Source organism: uncultured Imperialibacter sp. (assembly GCF_963974565.1).
GTDB classification, from domain to species: domain Bacteria; phylum Bacteroidota; class Bacteroidia; order Cytophagales; family Cyclobacteriaceae; genus Imperialibacter; species Imperialibacter roseus.
On the sequence record NZ_CAXBCJ010000025.1, the window covers coordinates 37,051 to 57,205 of the forward strand.

Consider the following 20,155-nt stretch of genomic DNA (forward strand, 5'->3'; position numbering starts at 1 on the left):
TACTGAATGTCAGTCTGAGCCTGTCGAAGACGGTTCCCCTAAACACTTCGACAGGCTCAGTGTGACATTTCGTTTTCAAAAAAAACGAACGATGGCTAAAGTAACCAACAAGCCAATAAATCAAAAGACATCCTCCCGCAGCGGTTGATCATTCATGCCTCAGCACGTCTGCCGGATTCGTTGCAGCGCTGCTGATCGACTGGTGCAAAATGGTGGTGAGCGTAATGCCAAGGGTAAGCAATGCCACTGCCGCTAACATGGTCGGCTGAACTGTGATGCGATAGGCATATTCTTCCAACCATAAATTCATTAGCCAATAGCCCACCGGCAGACCAATGATATTGGCCACTATGACCCAGCCAAGAAATCTTTTCGAAAACGCAAAAACGATCTGCTGCATGGTAGCTCCCAGTACTTTTCTCAAACCGATTTCTCTTCTCATTTGGGCGGCCACAAAAGATGCCAGTCCAAACAACCCGATACAGGAGATCAAAATGGCAATGACAGAGAATGATGTAAATAGCTGACTCACCTGGGTCTCTTTTTCGTAGACCTCATTAAACTCCTGATCCATAAACGAGTAGTCGAAAGGCTGGTCAGGTACTGCCTCTTCCCAAATGGTTCGCACACTTGCCAGCGACTGCTGCAAATTGGCGCCTGATATTCTCACCATCACGTTGTTACTTCTTCTCGGGCTCAATGAAATAACCTGCGGGCTAATTTTAGCATTCATTTTTTCAAAATGATAGTTCTTTGCCACACCAATGATTTTTCCTTCGTTTTTCCATAACCTGAACCTTTCTCCCACAAGTTCGTCTGGAGATCTGCCAATTAATTCAGCCATGGCTTCGTTGATCACCACATTCATTGTGTCAGTGGAAAACTCCCTCGAATGTGTACGCCCGGCCGCCAGGTCAATGCCCAGCGTTTGAAGGTAGTCGTAGCCAGTATTAATGAAATAGACGTTAACATCTGATTCAGGATCCTTCCCTTCCCAGTCCATATTGGAGGTGGAATATCCCCCATTGATAGGCACCTGATCGGCGACAGTGAGGCTCAAAATTTCGGGAAAACGATTAGCATTTGCCTGCAACGCCTTATAGCCTGGCTGAGGGTCGCCTTTCATTTCGAGGTAAATGACATTCTCCAGTTTGTAGCCAAGGTCTTTGCTCTTCATAAAAGAGAGTTGTCTATTCACCACCACCGTGGAAAGAATAAGCACTGTTGACAGGGTAAACTGAAGGATGACCAACGCCTTACGAAAAAGACCTCCCTGCAATTTCACGGTGCCTTTCAACACTTCCACAGGTTTGAACGATGAGAGATAAAAAGCTGGATAGATACCAGCGAAAATGCCAGTAAAGCCGACAATGATGGCCAGACCGGCAACAAATATAGCGTCCACGTCCGTCCAAAGTAGCTGCTTGCCCGATGCCTGATTGAACCAGGGCAACAGCACAGCAGCCAGGCCAACGGCCACAATGGAAGAAACCAATGCCAGCACCAGTGACTCCATCAGGTACTGCCCGATCAGCTGGTTTCTCATAGCGCCAATAGACTTCCTCACCCCTATTTCCTTCGCTCTTTTCATTGCTCTGGCTGTAGCCAGGTTGGTGAAGTTGATACAGGCAATGAGCAGGATGAAAATGGCTGCGACCACAAATATTCTCAAGTAGGTTTTGGGGTCGTTCTTGCCATTGAGCGCTGTGAGATGCAGCTCCGCAAAAGGCAGAAGAAATAACTCCACGTTAGACCCCTCGTTGTGTGTTTCTACCTCATACCTTAATGCATCGGCGAGCGCCTCCGCATTGGCTCCATTGGCTAGCTTCACATAAGTTCGCAGGGCATTGGAGCCCCAATCTGTTTCAATCCAACTGCCCCACCGGTCGGCAAGAAAATGAAAAGGCACGACAGCATGAAACTGCAAACCCGACTGTCGGGGAGGGTTTTCTACCACGCCACTTACAGCCACATTCCACTTGTCGTCGAGACGGATCGCCTGTCCGACCACATCTTGCTGCTCCCAGTCGCTACCAAAATATTTGATGGCCAAGTCTCTGGTAATAACGATAGAAGACGGATCGGTGAGAAGCGTTTCCCTTTTTCCTCTCAAAACCCGAAAGGAGAAAACATCAAAGAAGCTCTGATCAGTCATGTATACCTGATCTTCATTCACCAGCACATCTCCGACTTTGACGGTAAAGTTGGCCCAGGTAAAACGTACTGCCCCCTCTATTTCAGAATACCTCTCCAGCAAGGCTGGCGCTAGTGGCCCGGGAGTGACGTAGGAGTAAAAACTCTGGCCGTTAGAGTATTCCTGATGCTCATACACGTAGTAGATGTTTTCGATCTCTTCATGGAACTTATCAAAGGAGATCTCATCTTTTACCCACAAAAAGATGAAAAGCACAGTTGTCAGTCCGACAGAAAGGCCGAGAATGTTGACAATGGAAAAGAGCCGGTCTCTGCGAAGAACCCGCAATGCGATAGTGAAGTAGTTTTTGACCATGACAGGATTGAGTTTCGGTGGTTACTCAATTTTCTACCTGTGGTTACAGCTCAGTCGATTTCCTTTTTTTGATAAACGATATCCTCTTCTTCTTTTGTCATTTTAAGCTGCTTGCTGATCCGTCGCATTTCCGGCCGAACCTGCGCAAAAATGATCAGCATACCCAGGTAAAGCAGCACAAAAAATGTCATACGGGTAAGGTAGAGGCCAGCCACTGCCATGATGGTGGCTGCTTCCATGCAGCTATACTGAACAATCGAAGCATGGAGAAACAGGTCAAGCCTGTCACGAAGTGAGGTCAGTGACTTCAGAGGCTGAATTTCCTGTTTGTAAAGCCGCATGCCCAGTACCACGTTGCCAAAAGCAAGCACGGCCAGTATGGCTGTAATCGTCGAATTAAGTTCACTCCCAAAAGGAGGCGTCACTGCTCCCTCTTGCATTTGAAGATAAACGATGATAAAAGGCACCATGGGAGCCGCCGCAAGCACGTAGAAAATCAGAGAAAGCCTGAAATAATATTGTTCGGCGGTTTTGTAGGCAAATGGCTTGATCCGAGGCAGGTTCATAGTTACTATTTGACTGCAAAGGTAAAACAGCTATCCGAAATGCCTATTCCGGCGGAAACTTTACCAGGGCAAGTAAAGAACGGCCAAAGTGATCTCAGCAACTCCTATTTCTTATTTGCTAATTCTTATATTGAAGGTTGCTAACGACCGACCCATGAAGCGTAACTTCCCGCATCCTATCATGATCATGCTCCTCTTCATTGCCCTGGCCACGGTCATGACCTGGGTCGTTCCGGCAGGGCAATACGATAGGGTGCCGGACGAAGCCACTGGAAGGGACGTGGTGGTACAGGGAAGTTATCATACCATCGAAAATCAACCTGTTACTTTTTTCGATATGCTGGTGGCCATCCCCAAAGGCATTGTGAGCAGCGCCGACGTCATTGCTTTCATTCTTATTTTAGGTGGCTGCTTTTATGTGATTGAAAAAACAGGAGCCTTCAATGAAGCCCTGGGCTGGCTGGTGACTAAATTTAAGAGTGCCGAAATGGCCCTGATGGTATTCGTTGGTATTGTTTTTTGTATTGGAGGCGTGCTGAATGGCCTTGCAGAAGAAGTGATCGCCATGATGCCCATCGTATTATTGCTCACCGCCAAAACCGGTTACACCAAAGAGGCCGCTGTGGCGATAAGCTTCGGGAGCGCCAATATTGGCGGATCCTTTGGCCCGTCCAATCCATTTGTAGTGCTAATTGCCCAAAAGGTAGCCGGCGTAGAACCGTTTTCCGATAGCCTGTTCCGCATCGCTTTTACTGCCATCGCTCTGGCCATTTGGATTTTCTTTGTGCTGAAATATGGGAAATCAAAAGCAGGCAGCACAATGAACCCGGCGTCTCCATCTCCCAGGTTGTCGACAAGGTCTGTGGCTATCTTGTCCCTTCTGTTGGTAACCTTTGGGGTCATGATCTATGGGGCCGTGACGCTGGAATGGGATTTTCTGCAAATGGCCGCCCCATTTTTTGCCCTGGGAATTACCGCTGGTGTCATTGGAAAATTGGGGTTCAACGGTACCGGGGAAGCCTATACTAACGGCTTCCGAGACATGGTATTCGCCTGTGTGGTAGTAGGATTTGCCAGGGCCATTTTTCTGATTATGCAGGAGGGTATGATCGTCGATACCATCGTACATGCCCTGTTCTCGCCGCTGGATGGCCTCCCACAAATGATCACAGCTGTGGGCATGATGATCTCTCACGTCATCATACACATTCCTGTTCCCAGCACTTCCGGGCAGGCCATGCTTACCATGCCACTACTGGCACCCATTGCTGATCTCACGGGCATGTCACGCCAAATTGTGGTGTTGGCCTACCAGTATGGTGCCAGCCTCACCGACCTGATCACCCCCACCAACGGCACACTCATGGCAGTGATTGCTGCTGCCGGTGTCGCTTACGACGACTGGTTCAGATTTATCTGGAAGGCTCTGCTGACAATTTTTGGTGTGGCTGCTACTGCCCTAATAACGGCCCTGCTGTTCAATATTTAGCCTTTCGGGGCTGATTTACCAGCCCTTAGTTTCGTTCACTTCTCAATAATTATTTTGCCTGACTGTAACCATTCCAAATTTTTGTCGTATATTGATATCAAATTAATATCATATTAAATCATTCTGATATGGACACTGAAAAGATTAACAAACCTACATCCGGCTATCCTATGATCGCATTATTCCTGATTTTTCTCATCGGCGGCATTCTTGGGCTGGCTGTAGCCCGTATGCCTTTGTCAGCCATTTTTGTCGTGCTGGCTATTGTGATGACTCCCGGTTTCTTTTTTGTGAACCCCAATGAGTCGAGAGTGCTTACCCTGTTTGGTGAATACAAGGGTACGGTGAAGAACAATGGTTTCTTCTTTGTTAACCCACTGTATCAAAAGCAGAAAATTTCTCTGCGTGCCCGCAACTTCGACAGCGAAAGACTGAAAGTGAACGACAAGCTGGGCAACCCTGTGATGATCAGCGTGATCCTTGTTTGGAAAGTGAAAGAAACTTTCAAAGCTGCCTTTGAGGTAGATGATTATGTGAGCTTCGTTCGGGTGCAAACAGATGCAGCTGTTAGAAAGCTGGCCGGTCGCTATCCTTACGACAATTTCGACGACCACGAAGAGGAAGTTTCGCTAAGGTCAGGCCTTGAAGAAGTGAATCACAACCTCGAAAAAGAGCTGGAAGAAAGACTTGACATCGCAGGCATTGAAGTACTCGAAGCGAGAATTGGCTACCTTGCCTATGCCGAAGAAATTGCCCAGGCGATGCTAAAGCGCCAACAAGCGACAGCCATTGTTGCTGCCAGATTCAAAATTGTGGAAGGAGCTGTGGGCATGGTAGAAGCGGCACTCGCAGAACTTTCGAAAAAGCAGATCATCGACCTGGACGAAGACAAAAAGGCGGCAATGGTCAGCAACCTCATGGTTGTGCTTTGTTCCGACAAAGACACCAGTCCGGTCATCAACACAGGAACCTTAAATCACTAAGCCATGGAAAAATATAAATTCCTACAAAAAGGCGGCTTTGAGAGCCTGGCGAAGTTTGAAAAAAAGTTGAATGAAATGGCGGCTAGCGGTTGGAGAGTGGTCAATTTTACCAATGACCACGGAGGGTATGTGGTTTTGCTCGAAAGGATACGGTAATGACGGAGTTTAGAGAAACGCAAAGAATAGACCGGGGGCTGCTTATATTTTTGGCCCTCACGTCTATTGGCGCAATTGTTGGCCCGCTTGTTTTGACTTATCAGGAAGCTCTGAAAGCAACCGGTGGTGATGGAAATGACATTACGGTAAAATATCTGCTCGTCGCATCGGGGGCTTTTGTTTTCACTGTGTTGGTGTTCAGTTTAGTGGCCAGCCAGCGACTCGAAATCGACATCAGCAAGTACAGGTTTCGCTTCAGGATGCCTCCGTTCGTCAAGTGGAAAGAAATTACTCCCGAAGAAATAGACAGCTTTCGGGTGGAAAAAGCTAAATGGTTTCAAAAAATGAGAAAAAGCCGCATGCACTACAATCCCTTCACGAAAAAGGCATCGTACATGATGGCAAGGAAATATTTTGTAGAATTGAAGCTTACCAATGGAAAAACCATTTTGCTGTCAACCAACATGCCTGACGAGATACTCAATGCTTTGGAAGAATTTAAGCTGAACGGGAAATAATTTGTGATGGGGAAGAAAAAAGCATTTGTGATTCGAATTGACGAAGAGATGCTCAAATCTATTGAGAAGTGGGCTGCTGACGAATTTCGCAGCACCAACGGGCAGATAGAATGGATCATCAACAAAGCCCTGAAAGATTCGGGAAGGGGAAAGAAGGATTAAACTTTCTTAACATAGCTCGTTAGCCTTGCTTTCCGGCTAATTCATGGCCTATTTGGCATCTGACAATTCATTATTTTTACGCTATGAAAGTTGCACTTCTTCTCACTCAAGCCATTCTTGCATCTACCCTATCTTTTGCCCAGGTAATTCCCCTGCCCAATGCCCACGCCCACAACGACTACGAGCATGACAGGCCGCTCTTCGATGCACTTTCGAACGGTTTCACCAGTGTGGAAGCCGACATTTTTCTTATCAAAGACGAGCTCTATGTGGCGCATAACAAGCCTGCTTCAACAAAGAACGCCAGAACGCTAAAAGAACTCTACCTCCAGCCACTTGATGAGGTTGTCAGGGCCAATAATGGGCAGGTGTATCCGGGCTATGGTGGATCATTTTACCTCATGATCGACTTTAAAAACGACGCCGAAGGCACCTACGCCAAGCTCATTGAACAGTTGCAGCCGTACAAGCATCTGCTCAAAACAAAAACGCAGGATGGCCCATTAACGATCTTCATTTCCGGAGAAAGGCCTATTAGCGCAATATTGAACGACCCAGAGAACCTGGTCAGCCTCGATGGCCGGCCCAACGATCTTGGCCAGGGCATAACTGCTGATAAAATGCCTGTAGTAAGCACCTCCTTCAAGTCGCTTGGTTTCTGGAACGGCAATGGTGAAATTCCGTTCGACATCAGGCTTAAGATCAGGCAGCTGGGCGATGCAGCCCACAAGGAAGGGAAAAAACTAAGGCTTTGGGCTACACCTGATGATCCGGCCTCATGGCAGGTGTTGCTTAACAACGGTGTTGATTTGCTTAACGCTGACAATTTAACGGAACTAAAAACCTTTCTACTGTCGAAATAATGACGTCAAAATTGCCAGGGCTAACTTTTGTCGGCCTCACTTTTCTTAGCCTCAATTTCGGCCCGTTTGTGGCCAGCGGCCAAACAAAGCCAACTGCTATTGGTCACGGATACGATTTCGAGGGAAACGGAAAAGACATTACAGCTGCCACGTTGCCTTTGCTTTACACTAAGAAAGAAAGTTCGGAAGGGTTTCGGCAGGCACTTGAGCATAACGACTCGGCCCTGATCGTGTCTTTAAAAAACCAATACCGATACCTCTTTTTGAAGGATCCCGATCAAAAGTACAACCTCGAAAACCTGAAACCGACCAACGAAAAGCTTCGAAATACGTTGCGGGCACTGATCCAATCCATTGAAAACCCAACAACTGCTTCCTCATTCAGTCTGTATCAGATCAAAGGTGAGGACGGCAAAGGCAACGTGCACTTTACGGCCTACTTTACCCCTGTTTTGGACGCCAGCCCAGTAGCCACAGAGAAATACAAATACCCGATTTACAAAAAGCCTTCGGAATCCGGCCAAAAGCCCCTTACCCGAAAGCAGATAGACGGACAGGGTGCTTTGAAAAACAAAGGCCTTGAAGTCGCCTGGACATCCAGTCTTCTCGAAAATTACTTCCTGCAAGTGCAGGGCTCTGGTTATGCGGCCTTTTCCGACGGCTCACTACAGTTTTTGGCTTTTAATGGACAAAACGGGCTACCCTATTCCAGCCTTGGCAAGTACATGATTGCACAGAGACACATTTCAGAAAGCGACATTTCGTTGCAGAGTATCAGGAATTGGTTTGTACAAAACCCCGACAGCCTTGAGACTATTCTTTACAAAAACCAGTCTTACACTTTCCTGGCGCCCGTCAAAGAAGAGCCAAAAGGGGCCTATGGCTTCCCTCTTACCCCGGAGCATTCCATTGCGGTGGACACGCAGTTTATTCCGCTGGGCGCTGTTTTGCTGGCCCACTTGCCAGTGCTGGACGAAAGCGGCAAGCTGCTTAGACATGACTTTACCATAGTGACAGCCCAGGACAAAGGCGGTGCCATTAAAGGCCCCGGCCATGTAGATGTGTATATGGGTGTGGGCGATGAAGCGCTCAAAAAAGCCAGTGCCATGCATCATTATGGGAATTTGTGGCTGATTTTAGCAGAATGAGACTACAAAAGTTTCGCCAAAGGTGCTGCTGTTAGCTCTCATACTAAGCTTGGAGATACACTAACTTTCAAGCTCCCTTACAAACTTTTGTAGTCTTTGCGACAGAGCAACAGGGAATAAAAACAAGTTAAGTCTACTTTGACACATTCGAAAAATCTGCCTGTTTTCGCCCTGAACCTAAAGGAAACAGACAAATTTTTCTCCTGACTCCCTTTAGGGCAGGGGTAAATCAGGAGAAAAATCACACGGTACTTAATCTGTCAAGGTATGATTAGACAAAATCACGCATCAGCCTGATCAGCTGAGCCCGGCTCTTCACATCGGTCTTTTGGTAGATCCTCGAGGTGTGGTCTTTTATTGTCTGCAACGTCACAAACAGCGTATCGGCTATCTCCTGGTTGGTCTTGCCACTGTATATCTCCCTGACAATTTCGGATTCACGGGCTGTGAGAGCGAACCTGGCAATAAACGCTTCCGCTGACGGAGCCTCGATTTCTTTGGCAGCTTCATACTTAATGGTATACACGAAGTAAACGGCAATGAAAGTGTTGAGCAGGAAGAAGACGAAGTGGCTGAGGGCCTGAAGCATGACATTAACGGTGGATGTCATGTACTCAAAACCATAAAAAATGGCGAGGGCAAAAAGTGCCGCAGTAAGTGCCAGGCGATCTCTGGTCAACAGGAGGGTCGTTTTCTGAGTGAGAAACAGCGTTCCACAGAAAGCCGATGCAACAAAGCCAAACACCGCATAAACGTTGGGTAACGACGTGAGCACTGTCCATTCCAACGCATAGTATTGAGTGATTACAACAATGCTAACGATAACTGCCAGGGAAGGAATAACGACCCAATGTGTGCTTTTTAGCGTGACTTGTTTGCTCCAGTACATTTGCTGCGCCGCACTGAAGGCGATAAACGGAATGCCCAGCACAGTCAGCACCTTTGAAAAAGGTTTTACCTGTTCTGCAAAAGGCATAAAGGCAATAAACGACTCACTCCAAAGGCTGTAGAAACCAAAGGTGTACAACAAAATCAAAAAATACTGCAGGTGTTGGAAAGCTGGCAGTGCCTTTAGTTTGGTGAATCTGAAAATCACCATAATGCCTCCAGCCGCTAGCGCCAGGCAAAAAATAAAGCTTATCCAGAAAACCAGTCCTTCTACAGTCATCAAATAGTTCGTCGGTTACTTTGGCTAAAGTAGACACCACTACCAAAGTAGCTTCAATACTAAAGTAGTGAAAGTAAAAACACTACTTTGGTAGTTAAAGGATGGCGACCACTCCCCCTACATTTGAGTCATCAACAAAATTATATCTCAATGTCAAACTCAAATGATTTTACAACAACAACTCCCGGCGTAGGAAAGGCTTTGTCCTCAGGCTGGGAAACGATGAAGGCCAACTTCCTTTATTTCTTTCTTATCATCATTCTGCTCAGCTTGCTGGACGGATTGATGGAACTCTTTGGCCGTGGCCTTACCGGTGAAGGCAATTTCGTCAAATCACTTTTCAGTCTCGACTTCGAACGAGGTCTAACCCCAGGCATCATATTCGCTGAGTTCCTTGCTGCCGCTCACTTCTTTTTAGTGATGCCGGTATTCGACTACGGCGCCGACTATATTTTTGTGCAGGGGGTAAGGCGACAAAAGCTCAACTTTAAGGATTTCATCAATGGCGTTAATAACTATCTGACCATTGTGCTCAATCACCTGCTCATAGTGGGCCTGGTAGGCATGGCCATGGTGGCTTTCATCATACCTGGCATTATCGTCGGCTGCAGGCTGGCCTTCTCCTCCTATCTGGTAATGGACAAGGGTCTTGACCCCATCAGTGCAGTGGAAACTAGCTGGAAGCTGACCAGGGGCCACGGCTGGAAAATCTTCGGTCTGGGCTTTCTGTCCATCTTCATTTTCATCCTCGGGTTTATCTGCTTCTTCGTCGGCGTATTCCCAGCAGTGATGTGGATCAAAGCCTCGTTTGCTTCACTATACCAGTCTGTGCTGGATGAAAAGGGTGAGGATTTCTTTCCTTCAAACGAAGAAGCAGTTTGATCACTCGCTTAAAATGAGAGACAAAGCTTAACAAAAAAGCCCTTGCTGCGTGGTAAGGGCTTTTTGTTGCTAGTGGCACCAGCCAAAGTCATCCCACAAGGTTCGGTGCGGGAATAGAATTTATCTACTCAAGTCACGTATTTTTTTAACTTAGAGACTTCGTAAATATTTAATTTCCTAACGAATGGAAGAGTTCGTATTAAAAGCTAAACACTATCAGATTTTTCTGTCACTTTCGATTCCTTCTTTGATAGCTGGCTTTGTGCCTAATTTTGACCCCAATATTCAACTTGTCAAAATCATTTTTGTTGGTCTGGCATTTACTGTGTGGATTTTTACACTAGGGAGAGCTTTAAATAATTGTATCCCAAGACGGTATCAATTAAGTGAGACCTTCCTCATTATTAACCTCTTTGCCTTTGCCATAATATTTGCCCTAATAGCCATTCTTTTAGACTATCAGCTTCGCTTCTTTGGCTGGGCAGTGCTGATTCCCCTCTACATGCTGTTCAGCTTTGTTTACTTGTACTATTTTGCTTCAAAAGCCTTAACAACTGCTGAAAAAAGAAAACGCACCTCGTTTGGAGAACATGTTGGTGAGATGATACTCTTGATGACAGGCTACGTGGGCATATGGTTTATACAACCACGCATTAACCAAATTTATCAGCAAAATAAGTCCAAAATACTATTGGAGGATACAGAAAATATCTCCTAAGCCGCCGGTGCGACCCTGCGGCTCGAACCCGTTAAGTTAACCCTCTGGTGGAAATTGGTGCAGCCAAGCCTTGAAAGTGAAAAGCCCCCGTACAAGCTCTTCTTTCTTTGTGGCTAATGGTACTAGACGCAGTTTCGCACCAGCGTTCGTTGCTATTGGATGGCTTAGCTGCTCAGACTTGCGGCGAATTCCCTTTTTCATCTGCAGGATACAGCAATAGCTTTCCCCTAAAGGACTTTTTTCTTTTCTGGGAAGTCGAAATTTCTTCACGATTTCTGTACTCTTAACCGAATAGCCTCTGCTATAAAATTGTTCAAAGACACCTTCGCTTCCTTTGCCAATAAAGCTGCCTTTTGATGAAGCGACGGTGAAATTCTTACATTGAAGCTACCTTTAAATGGCCTCTCAGGTTCGACACCATTTGATTTACAATCCTCTAAATAAGCATCGACCGCTTGGTGAAAATCGTTTTCAAGATCAGCACCTGTTTGCCCCTCAAAAGAGATTAGGCCATTAATTCCCAGCACTTTACCATAGAGCAAATTATCCTCAGGACTGTACTCTATACTGCCTGTATAGCCTTTGTATTCCAGGTATTTCATAACTCTAATATTTCTTTTACTTGTCGCATTTGGTATTGCTTCATAAGACCGTTCGGGTGTGGTTTGTGAAGCATGATCGGAACGCCTTCTCCATTTTCGAATTTTACTCTTGATCCAGCCGTTTTCCCCTTCTTAACTTCTACAAAGCCGAAGTATCCAAGCAGTTTTACCATCTCATCATAATGAAAATCGGATGGCATGCTTACAAATCTTGCAATAAGCTTTTCCTTTCTGGACACAACCAAAAGTAACTATATTTAGTTGCATATCGCAAGTTTTTATACCCTAACGTGTTGGAAAAGTGAAAGAACATTCTTCTAGTAGAAGTAGACCTGGGCTTCTATGTGAAGAAAGAAGAGAAGGTGCGCCTGGCCCGCATTAACGCCCCGGAACTTACCGCTGACGTTCCCTACCAACTGCGATTAGCAAAAAGTGCCAGGGCTAAAGCGAAGAAGTTTTGCCCGGAAGGTTCTCTAGTAGTTTTACAAACACAGAAAGAACGAAGGGATCGCTATGCTCGATATCTGGCTGAGGTAATACACGAAGGCAAAAACCTCTCCGACTACCTGCTGGAGATTGGTGCTGCCAAGCCGTGGAAGTAGGAAGCTACAAGCTTCAATAAAAATACCGCAAGTTACCCGGCGGCAAACTTGCGGCATGGGAGGCGGAAGCCGACTACTTAGTAGTATTTTCTGCTTCGATAACGTAGTAGTTTAGCTCACTTTCAATATGGTCTGTCAGAAACCTGGTTCGCTCAGAGCTAGGATTTCTGTACTGTGATAAGAAATTGCCGTAGTGAGTATTGATGTTAATTGATATCGTCCATATCAGATGGCGAGCATTATAATTGGCTTGCTTCGTCGCCAGTCTGATCTTCTCGTAAATGTCAGTTTCATAAATTATCCTGGCTATTTCGTCTTCTGTGGTAGAGTTGTCTCTTTTCATGATATTAAGATAACTATATCGATAGATGGAACCTATTATTTCCCTGGTTCAGCCCGCTTAGGAATCCCGCTCTTCAGAGTGTGCAATCCGGTTGGGAAACTCCGAAGAACCATTATAGAATTTTCAATCCGTTTGACTCGCTTCTCAAAGTTTAGAAAAAAATAGGTAGTTGCTCAGTTCTCCAACACTTTGAACTCCACCCTCCTGTTTGTCTGACGGTTTTCTGCGGAGGTGTTTGGCACCTCTGGCTGGCTTTCGCCGTAGCCCAGGGCGGTGATGCGGTTGGGATCGATGCCATTGTCTACCACATACTGGCGCACTGCCTCTGCCCTCCCCTGCGACAAATTCTTGTTGTAGTCGTCGCTGCCCACATCGTCGGTATGCCCGCCAATTTCGATGGTAATGCCAGGGTTCTCGTTCATAAAATCTACCACCTTGTCCAGCTCTTCAAAAGACTCTGGACGTAAAATGGTCTTGTTAGTATCAAAGAATACCTTTTCCAAACGCACCTTAGTACCTACTTCAATCGGATCAAGGTAAAAGGGCTTGTCGTAGTACCTTTCCAACCCGTCATACGCCACATCAATCTCGTCGTTCGCTGAAAGAAATCCCTCTGCCTTTACTTCCAGCTTGAAATTACCATCATGAGGAAGCTCCACTTCATAAAAACCATCTCCTTCTCCGCTTTCCACAAACCCGTCGTCTGATTGGGCAGATTGGTAGCCAACCACCGCACCCGAAATTGGCGTCCGGTCTTTGCTTGACATTACAATGCCGGTAAGCACAATGATTGGCTCCGGTTCTGGTTCCGGCTCAGGCTCCGGTTCGGGCTTGGCAGGCACCAGACCGAAAATATCGAGGCTTCCACCATCCTGCGTTGTGTACGACCTTGTGGTAAAAGCATTTTGCCCATCACCACTGATAGAGAAGTAAGCATCAAAACCTTTGGTATTCACCGGTTCACCCAGGTTTACCGGTTTCGACCATTTCATCCAGGTGTCATCCAGGCGTTTGGCCATGTAAATGTCAGTACTGCCTAGTCCACCCGGGCGGTTGCTGGCAAAATAAAGTGTCACACCATCGGCAGCCAGAAACGGCCCAAATTCGTCATATACTGTGTTGATACCCTCAGGCATTTTTGCAGGTGGCGTCCACTTGCCACCTTTATCAAAACTGATGTACAGGTCACTGTATTTGCCTTTTACTCTTTCAGTAAAATACATGATTACCACTTTGGCGTCGTTGCTCATGAAGCTGCCCGAAAACAAGCCTTTGTTCATGCTGTCGTAGTTGGGAATATTCACCTGCGTAGGTGTTGACCAACTATTTCCTGACCTGCGCACAATGGAAAAACCAGGCTCGTTCTTTCGGGCTCCGCCATTGAGCATGAGCGTGTTTCCATCTGTGGTAATTCCCAGCACTTTGTTGAACTTATGGATATTGAAAGGGGGACCGGCATGCACAGCCTGCGTCCAGTTTCCATCTGCATCTCTGGTCGAGTACCAAATGTCCTGCGAACCGTCTTCTCCGTAGGTGTTTTCAGGGCTGTTAGACACCACCCAATAAAGCGTATTGCCATCAGGAGAAATAATTGGGCCGGACTCGTGGTGGCCAGTATTCAATTCTTTCCCTAGTTTTTCGAGGTCAAATTTTGGTGCTTCGTCCTCCTCTTGTGCTTTCCCAAAATGGGCGATAGAAAGAAATATAATGCATAAAAAAATACTCGGTAGAGCGGCTGGTTTCTTCATTTGACTATCAATTAAGCTGCAAAATAATGATAGTGTGACATTTAGCCAATCTCTGGAAACTTTATTGACTTTTTGGAAGATGCAATTGTATAAAGCAAATGCCTTCTATGGCTTAAAAAAGATCCCCACACTCCAGGCAGGTCGGGCCAGCACATTTTTTCCTGATAAAGCATAATCAACAGCCAAGCTTGCACCCATTTTTCCTCCCTTGTGCAAATAGGCAACTTGGGGGCCATAGGCAAAGTATTCTGTGTTGTTAGAAAAAATACCATTAACGGCATCAGGGGCGTCACCATTGAAAAAGGAAGAAACACTTCTGATCATGGCAGAGACGAGCACCTTTTCTTTAATCGTGTAGCCAATCTCGGCATTGTAATGAAACTCTTCTGAGAAACCCTTCGTCCTATTGTTGAAACCCACGCCAAAAGTGGCATAAGCCGGCAATGGATAAAGCGACACTCCTCCTTCAAGCCTAACTAGCTGATTAAATTCACCGTCTCCCGTTTGCAAAAGCATGGTGTTTCCGCCGCCCGGATTACCCGTTGGCAGTCCCAAATAGACGCCAGCTGCCAGCACAAAAGCCTTGTCCTGAATGATACCGTATTTAGCGCCCACCAGCATGTCGCCCAGTGAAGTAACTGCATCGCCGGGTTCGGTGCGGCCGCTCAGGGTGAACTGGCGCTCGTTCAGGACGTTCCTGGCAATCAGCGGCACGGTACCAATGATATCAATGCGATCCGTTATGCCATACTCTCCGTAAAAGTTGGTGAGATAGATTGAAGAGGTCGTAATCGGCACTACATTGCCCTCCTTGTCAAAAAACTGGTTGGCGATGATCCAACGCTCTTCCAGCTTAAAGTAGCCATGTCCTTTTTTAGATGTCCAACCTCCGCCTGCCAGGGAAGTGGCAGACAAAGCAAGTCCGGTAATGAGCAAGAGGAAATGTTTCATATCTATTAGTTCAGCTCGGCCAAACCGAATACAACGTTGAATGGCTTGCACAGTATAATCACATATTTGTAGTCGTCTATAGCAACGCCGTCGGCCCGGTAGCTGCTGGGCCCTGTGGTGCTGGCCAACGCAGCCAGTTCTTTTCCACCGGCCACCGAGTTGTCCTGATTAGAAAGGTAGACAAACAAGCCAGGACCATTATTGGAATTGAAATTATCTTGTAAACTTACCTGCAAGGCATTGCTGTCAAGGATACTTACCCTCACATCGCCGCTTACATTGTAGCCACCTTTGCCGATGAAGCTGCCGGTTCGCACACCAAATTCTCCACCGACAATTATTTGGTAAGGCTCACTATTGACGCCATCGGCTGAGGCAATAATGTTTGTGGTGCCGTCAGCCACGCCCAACACCAGCCCCTCATTGTCAACAGAAGCGATAGTGGGATCAGTGGATGACCACGTGACCTCTATATCATCGATGGTAACGTCAGCCGAATTGTAGACAAAAGCATTCAGGTCGACAGATTCACCTGCCTCAAGCCTCATGTCCTCACCGGTTATTTTAATGTAGGCTACCTCGTTGGCCAAGTCAATAACATTGAGCTGCAGACCTTTTGATACCTGCCCCCCGTAACTGGCAGTAATTGTCACCTGCCCCCTGGCAACACCAAAAACGATCCCATTCAAGTCAACTGTCGCCACAGTTGGGTCAGACGACTGCCACGTAGTGGGCACATCGAATCGATCTCCGAATTCATTCACGCCGTTCGAGGTCATCTGCAGGCTTTCATTGACGCTAAGAAATGCCTGAGGCGAAAAAATTTCCACGCTGCTCACGGTGTCCTCAACCAGATCGGTGCCTATGCACGAAATCATTAATGCGGAGAATGTGCTGAATGCAATAAAGCGCTGGATCAATGACATCCTTGTTCGTTTTAGGTCTAAATATACCAAGAACGCTAAATCAAGAATGTCTCGAAATGGACAAAGGCGGAGTTTACATCCAATAGCCCAGCACCAGCCCCATCAACGGGTAGGCCACAAGGCAGTATCCTACAGAAATAAGGTAGAAGCGTATTGGGCGGGTTTCGTATACAAAATTGATGGCTTGCGCCACTGCCACGAAGGCGGCAGCCAAAAGTCCAAGGAGCACCCCTTCAAAAGCACTGGTACCATGCTCTGCATGAATAAGGATGGACAAGAGAAATGAGGTACATATACTCAAAAACAAGCCGGTCAAAAAACCGTACTTTTTATCACGTGAAGCAACCCCTTCAGCACCAAGCCCAATGTCTTTGGCCCAAAAATACCCAAAAAGCCCTCTGCTAAACCACAGCAGCTCCAAACTCTGGCCAATCAAAACGGCAAAAAAAATAGCGATGTAGTTGAGTTCGGAGATAACGTCCATTTATAGGTGTTTGTTGATTTAGGCAAATTTATAACAAATTAGCTTATACGCAGTATACAATTCTGCCAGCGTAACACCAGAGTTAAAATTTACGGTCGGCCCAGCCGAAGTGGCCAATCAGATACCCCAGTTAATAAGCCTGAAACCTCTCGGCTTGGTCTTACGCAGCCTTTCCTTTATTTTGGGCAGGTACATTGTGTTGTATCGCAGCCGGCTGATGTAGTTGGGGTTTTCATGATCACCGTTCCAACAGTGCTCAGCCCGGTCACCATAGTCTACCTCGCCTCCATAATATGGGTCGGTGGTGCTCTCCAGAAACTCTTCCGCCAAATAAACAGCGTTGTTCAGATAGTAGTTGTCCATGTCTCCACAGTAGATATGCACTTTGCCTTCGAGCTTTTTGCCAATCTTAGCCCAGTCCCTTTGCATGATATGGCTGAGGTCATAATTCTCTTTCCAATAGTTAGCCACCTCTTTGTCAATCACGCCAGTCAGTTTGTCCCAAATCGGGCGGGGATATCCATTGGCACCCGTCGGCGAATATACTGCCTGCCAAATGTCCCACTGGTCACCCGACCGGCTCTCCCTGCCTCCAATCACGAGCTCTTTGTGGTTCGACTCCTGAATGGTGCTTTGCACGTGGCCCAGATAATCCCGGTGTCCGGGTCTCGGTGTTTTATTGTAATCATTATCAAGGTAGTAGGCGTTCTCATCTTCATACAAATTGACTACTGTATAAGCACGAAAGTCGATAGGATCAGGGCAAGCGGCAAAGCAACCGTTGTACTCATCAGGGTAAAACACCTGAGCAGCAAGCGCCTCCCAGCCGCCAGTGGAGCCGCCATACAAAAACCGCCCCCAGCCCTCACCAATCCCGTTAAACTGCTCTTCGATATAGGGAAGCAGCTCATAAGTAATGGCATCGCCGTAAGGCCCCAAATTGGCTGAGTTCACAGCATAGGAATCATCGTAGTACGGATTCTGGTGCTGAATTTCAATAGCAATATACCGGGGAAATCTCGGCCCGGTCCACTGTTTGTAGAGATCGTATGCCTCCTGCTGGACAATCTTATTGTATCCCTCTATTTTAAACCTTTCGCTATAGTCTGGCTTCAGATTAGGGTCAGGAGGCGTCTCACTGAACCCACCAAAAGTATAAGGGAAATGCCCATGAAATATCATCAGAGGATACCTCGCATCGGGCTGCTTGTCCCAGTCATGAGGCAATAGAATATTAGCACCTAAATACATTGGCCTACCCCAAAACTCAGACAGTAGCTTACTCTCAATCTTCACATGCTTGATGTATTTCGTGTCGACCGGATCAGGAATGGGCGGTATCTCATTGGTCAGTGAAATCTTGAAATTGCCTCCGGTAGCGGGATTGATGGTGACCTTTTGAGGTGTGCTGAAAAGGTTTTTCGGTGACGAGGCCCATTGCTGCCCTTCACCCTGATCCATATGAAGCTTCACGGTATGTCCGTTGGCTAAATTGAAGGTGGTGTACTTATTCAAAAATCCCTGGATATAATAATCACCGGGAGGGATGTTCTTGATACTTTGAATCGGATACCCGAAGACCGACGAGTCAATGACAACTTCACTGCCAGCCTGAAGCTGATCCACAGTAATTCCAAAAATCATTTGAGATGAAGGCCCATCGGAGATTTGGAAGCGTGGTTCGGGGTCGTTGGTCTTAGCAATGACCAGCAATATTCTACCGTCAAAAGGCCCATCGGCGAATTTCTTGTCAATAGAAATCCCAAAATTAAGCACAGGTTTGAGTGGGGGAGTATTGGGTTTCTCTTTGTTAGAGCAACTGCCGACAACGACAACAAAAATGAGTAGAAATAAAGGAGATAGATTATCCAGGCAGCGCTTCAATTGCATACGGTTAAGGTTTCTTAGTAGGAATGTAGCCTTAAAATCTCAAAGGTGCAAAGGGGTTTCTGTGAGCGTTATACAAGTCAGAAGAAAAGCCACACGCCCTCTATTCTTAACGTAGTGCTGATCGGCTTAAATTTTATTTGAAAGGTGAAAAATATGTTTTAGACTCCAAATAGTCAAAATGTAACATCGCAAAACACAGTCTTCTTTACTTTTCAACGAAAAACCCTGGTGGCTATTGGTATAAATGGTTTTTTTTAAACCATGATCGGTAATTATCCTATTTCTATCACAACGTCGCTTGTGATAGGATGCCCCACACAGCAAAGAACATACCCTTCCCCTTTTTCAGACGCTGACAGGCCATCGTCCTCATCCATCTTCACTTCACCCGAAAGCAATTTGCCCCGGCACGCAGTGCACAAGCCACTTTGGCAGGAATATGGCATGTCAATATCGAGACTAAGACCCGTCTCCAAAATCGTTTTGCCCGAAGGAACGTCAAATGTGTGCTCTTCTCCGTCGAGAATAATTTTAACAGGCAAGCTTTGCCCGGATTGATCGACAATCTCAGCAGGAGATGTTTCTCCGGCGGTAAAGCTTTCTCTTTTGATAGCGTCAGCAGCGACTCCCAGTTTCACAAGCCCGTCGACAGCGATATCCATCATTGGCGCTGGCCCGCAGGTGAAAAAATCAGCTCCTCTGTAATCAAACCCAGGTACGTTGCTTAGGATTTGCCCCACTTTTTCAACAGTGAGTAAGCCCTCAAGACTTTCAACGTCAGCTGACGGTTTTTCCAATATGTGAACCACCTTCAGCCTTTCCCCGTAGGTAGCCTTCATTTTCTCCAGCTCGGCCTTGAAAATGATCGAGTCTTTGTCACGATTGCAGTAGACCAGCAAAACTGTGGATAGGGCTTCCTTGAACAAAACCGATTTTGTTATGGACATCAGCGGCGTGATGCCGCTGCCCCCGCCAATCATCACCAAATGGCGTTTTTTATTTTCATCAATTGGGGTCACAAAATGCCCCATCGGCTCCATCACTTCTATTTCATCACCAGCCTTGGTCACAGTATTGACATTCGTAGACATGCTGCCTCCCTCCACTTTCTTCACGGTAACGGCTGGCAGCTCATCCAAAAACGGACTACTGCAAAGAGAATAAGCCCTCCGAATCTTCTTCCCGTCAATAGTAAGTATTAGCGTTACAAATTGCCCTGCCTGGTAATTCAACCCGCCTTCCGGGTTTTCAAAAACAAGACTTACCGCATCGTTAGTTTCCCTTCGAACCTGATGGACTTTAAGTGTCAGGTACCTGTTATCCTTCTTTTTCTCTTTTGACGACTTCTTAAAAAAACTAAATGCCATTGCTACAAATGCTGAAAATTCTAAAACAATAGTTGATGGGAGATGTGATGAGCTAAGTGCTGCAAAACTAATCCTAAAAC

Annotated in this window: 22 protein-coding genes; 10 read left to right on the forward strand and 12 right to left on the reverse strand. The window is 46.5% G+C overall.

Translation table 11 applies throughout. The features are described 5' to 3' along the window. Positions 1 to 148: 148 nt before the first annotated feature. Both AAC052_RS24790 and AAC052_RS24795 read right to left on the reverse strand, forming a co-directional pair. Positions 149 to 2,509 carry an ABC transporter permease gene (locus AAC052_RS24790; protein ID WP_339815899.1) on the reverse strand — a complete coding sequence of 787 codons (2,361 nt, stop codon included), beginning with the start codon at positions 2,507 to 2,509 and terminating at the stop codon, positions 149 to 151. Between the two features lie 50 nt (positions 2,510 to 2,559). Continuing rightward, positions 2,560 to 3,075 (reverse strand): hypothetical protein, encoded by a 516-nt coding sequence (locus AAC052_RS24795; protein ID WP_339815900.1) that lies wholly within the window; start codon positions 3,073 to 3,075, stop codon positions 2,560 to 2,562. 154 nt (positions 3,076 to 3,229) lie between these two features. Between AAC052_RS24795 and AAC052_RS24800 the strand changes: the two genes are divergently transcribed. The 7 genes from AAC052_RS24800 (at position 3,230) to mltA (ending at position 8,394) form a co-directional block, all read left to right on the forward strand. Continuing rightward, complete coding sequence (locus AAC052_RS24800) at positions 3,230 to 4,564, forward strand: YfcC family protein (RefSeq protein ID WP_339815901.1); 1,335 nt, start codon at positions 3,230 to 3,232, stop codon at positions 4,562 to 4,564. A 128-nt stretch (positions 4,565 to 4,692) separates the two neighbouring features. Beyond that, positions 4,693 to 5,547 carry an SPFH domain-containing protein gene (locus AAC052_RS24805; RefSeq protein WP_339815902.1) on the forward strand — a complete coding sequence of 285 codons (855 nt, stop codon included), beginning with the start codon at positions 4,693 to 4,695 and terminating at the stop codon, positions 5,545 to 5,547. A gap of 3 nt (positions 5,548 to 5,550) precedes the next feature. Next, positions 5,551 to 5,703, forward strand: a complete 153-nt coding sequence (locus AAC052_RS24810; RefSeq protein ID WP_317488050.1) for a DUF4177 domain-containing protein — start codon at positions 5,551 to 5,553, stop codon at positions 5,701 to 5,703. Next, complete coding sequence (locus AAC052_RS24815) at positions 5,703 to 6,221, forward strand: hypothetical protein (RefSeq protein WP_339815903.1); 519 nt, start codon at positions 5,703 to 5,705, stop codon at positions 6,219 to 6,221. The genes AAC052_RS24810 and AAC052_RS24815 overlap by 1 nt, the downstream gene beginning before the upstream one ends. Positions 6,222 to 6,227: 6 nt before the next feature. Continuing rightward, positions 6,228 to 6,383 (forward strand): Arc family DNA-binding protein, encoded by a 156-nt coding sequence (locus AAC052_RS24820; protein WP_151997859.1) that lies wholly within the window; start codon positions 6,228 to 6,230, stop codon positions 6,381 to 6,383. A gap of 83 nt (positions 6,384 to 6,466) precedes the next feature. Next, on the forward strand, positions 6,467 to 7,246 hold the full coding sequence (locus AAC052_RS24825; RefSeq protein ID WP_339815904.1) for a phosphatidylinositol-specific phospholipase C/glycerophosphodiester phosphodiesterase family protein: 780 nt from the start codon (positions 6,467 to 6,469) through the stop codon (positions 7,244 to 7,246). Next, complete coding sequence (gene mltA, locus AAC052_RS24830) at positions 7,246 to 8,394, forward strand: murein transglycosylase A (protein WP_339815905.1); 1,149 nt, start codon at positions 7,246 to 7,248, stop codon at positions 8,392 to 8,394. Before AAC052_RS24825 ends, mltA begins: the two co-directional genes overlap by 1 nt. A gap of 271 nt (positions 8,395 to 8,665) precedes the next feature. Here the strand turns inward: mltA and AAC052_RS24835 are convergent, their stop codons facing one another. After that, on the reverse strand, positions 8,666 to 9,562 hold the full coding sequence (locus AAC052_RS24835; protein WP_339815907.1) for a helix-turn-helix transcriptional regulator: 897 nt from the start codon (positions 9,560 to 9,562) through the stop codon (positions 8,666 to 8,668). A gap of 150 nt (positions 9,563 to 9,712) precedes the next feature. On the opposite strand from AAC052_RS24835, the gene AAC052_RS24840 reads away from it, so the two are divergent. Together AAC052_RS24840 and AAC052_RS24845 are read left to right on the forward strand one after the other, a co-directional pair. Then, positions 9,713 to 10,444 (forward strand): hypothetical protein, encoded by a 732-nt coding sequence (locus AAC052_RS24840; protein WP_339815908.1) that lies wholly within the window; start codon positions 9,713 to 9,715, stop codon positions 10,442 to 10,444. Positions 10,445 to 10,628: 184 nt separating this feature from the next. Next, a complete protein-coding gene (locus AAC052_RS24845; protein WP_317488058.1) occupies positions 10,629 to 11,162 on the forward strand; it encodes a hypothetical protein in 534 nt (177 codons plus the stop codon). Positions 11,163 to 11,428: 266 nt separating this feature from the next. Here AAC052_RS24845 and AAC052_RS24850 read toward each other — a convergent pair whose 3' ends face one another. Together AAC052_RS24850 and AAC052_RS24855 are read right to left on the reverse strand one after the other, a co-directional pair. After that, entirely contained in the window at positions 11,429 to 11,764 is a 336-nt protein-coding gene (locus AAC052_RS24850; RefSeq protein WP_151997852.1) for a type II toxin-antitoxin system HicB family antitoxin, read from the reverse strand. Beyond that, complete coding sequence (locus AAC052_RS24855) at positions 11,761 to 11,964, reverse strand: type II toxin-antitoxin system HicA family toxin (RefSeq protein ID WP_339815944.1); 204 nt, start codon at positions 11,962 to 11,964, stop codon at positions 11,761 to 11,763. Before AAC052_RS24855 ends, AAC052_RS24850 begins: the two co-directional genes overlap by 4 nt. Before the next feature lie 144 nt (positions 11,965 to 12,108). Between AAC052_RS24855 and AAC052_RS24860 the strand changes: the two genes are divergently transcribed. Beyond that, on the forward strand, positions 12,109 to 12,366 hold the full coding sequence (locus AAC052_RS24860; RefSeq protein ID WP_339815910.1) for a thermonuclease family protein: 258 nt from the start codon (positions 12,109 to 12,111) through the stop codon (positions 12,364 to 12,366). A 73-nt stretch (positions 12,367 to 12,439) separates the two neighbouring features. Here the strand turns inward: AAC052_RS24860 and AAC052_RS24865 are convergent, their stop codons facing one another. From AAC052_RS24865 to AAC052_RS24895, 7 genes are all read right to left on the reverse strand, one after another. After that, positions 12,440 to 12,709, reverse strand: coding sequence for a hypothetical protein (locus tag AAC052_RS24865; protein WP_339815911.1), 270 nt, complete (start codon positions 12,707 to 12,709; stop codon positions 12,440 to 12,442). 173 nt (positions 12,710 to 12,882) lie between these two features. Beyond that, positions 12,883 to 14,457: an OmpA family protein gene (locus tag AAC052_RS24870; protein WP_339815912.1), complete on the reverse strand. Its 1,575-nt coding sequence runs from the start codon at positions 14,455 to 14,457 to the stop codon at positions 12,883 to 12,885. 105 nt (positions 14,458 to 14,562) lie between these two features. After that, on the reverse strand, positions 14,563 to 15,408 hold the full coding sequence (locus tag AAC052_RS24875) for a transporter (RefSeq protein ID WP_339815913.1): 846 nt from the start codon (positions 15,406 to 15,408) through the stop codon (positions 14,563 to 14,565). Positions 15,409 to 15,413: 5 nt separating this feature from the next. Further along, positions 15,414 to 16,334: a DM13 domain-containing protein gene (locus tag AAC052_RS24880; protein ID WP_339815914.1), complete on the reverse strand. Its 921-nt coding sequence runs from the start codon at positions 16,332 to 16,334 to the stop codon at positions 15,414 to 15,416. A gap of 73 nt (positions 16,335 to 16,407) precedes the next feature. Next, positions 16,408 to 16,818: a DUF1761 domain-containing protein gene (locus AAC052_RS24885; protein ID WP_317488067.1), complete on the reverse strand. Its 411-nt coding sequence runs from the start codon at positions 16,816 to 16,818 to the stop codon at positions 16,408 to 16,410. 117 nt (positions 16,819 to 16,935) lie between these two features. Further along, positions 16,936 to 18,708, reverse strand: coding sequence for an alpha/beta hydrolase-fold protein (locus tag AAC052_RS24890; RefSeq protein ID WP_339815915.1), 1,773 nt, complete (start codon positions 18,706 to 18,708; stop codon positions 16,936 to 16,938). Positions 18,709 to 18,980: 272 nt separating this feature from the next. Beyond that, entirely contained in the window at positions 18,981 to 20,075 is a 1,095-nt protein-coding gene (locus tag AAC052_RS24895; RefSeq protein WP_339815916.1) for a ferredoxin--NADP reductase, read from the reverse strand. Positions 20,076 to 20,155 lie beyond the last annotated feature (80 nt).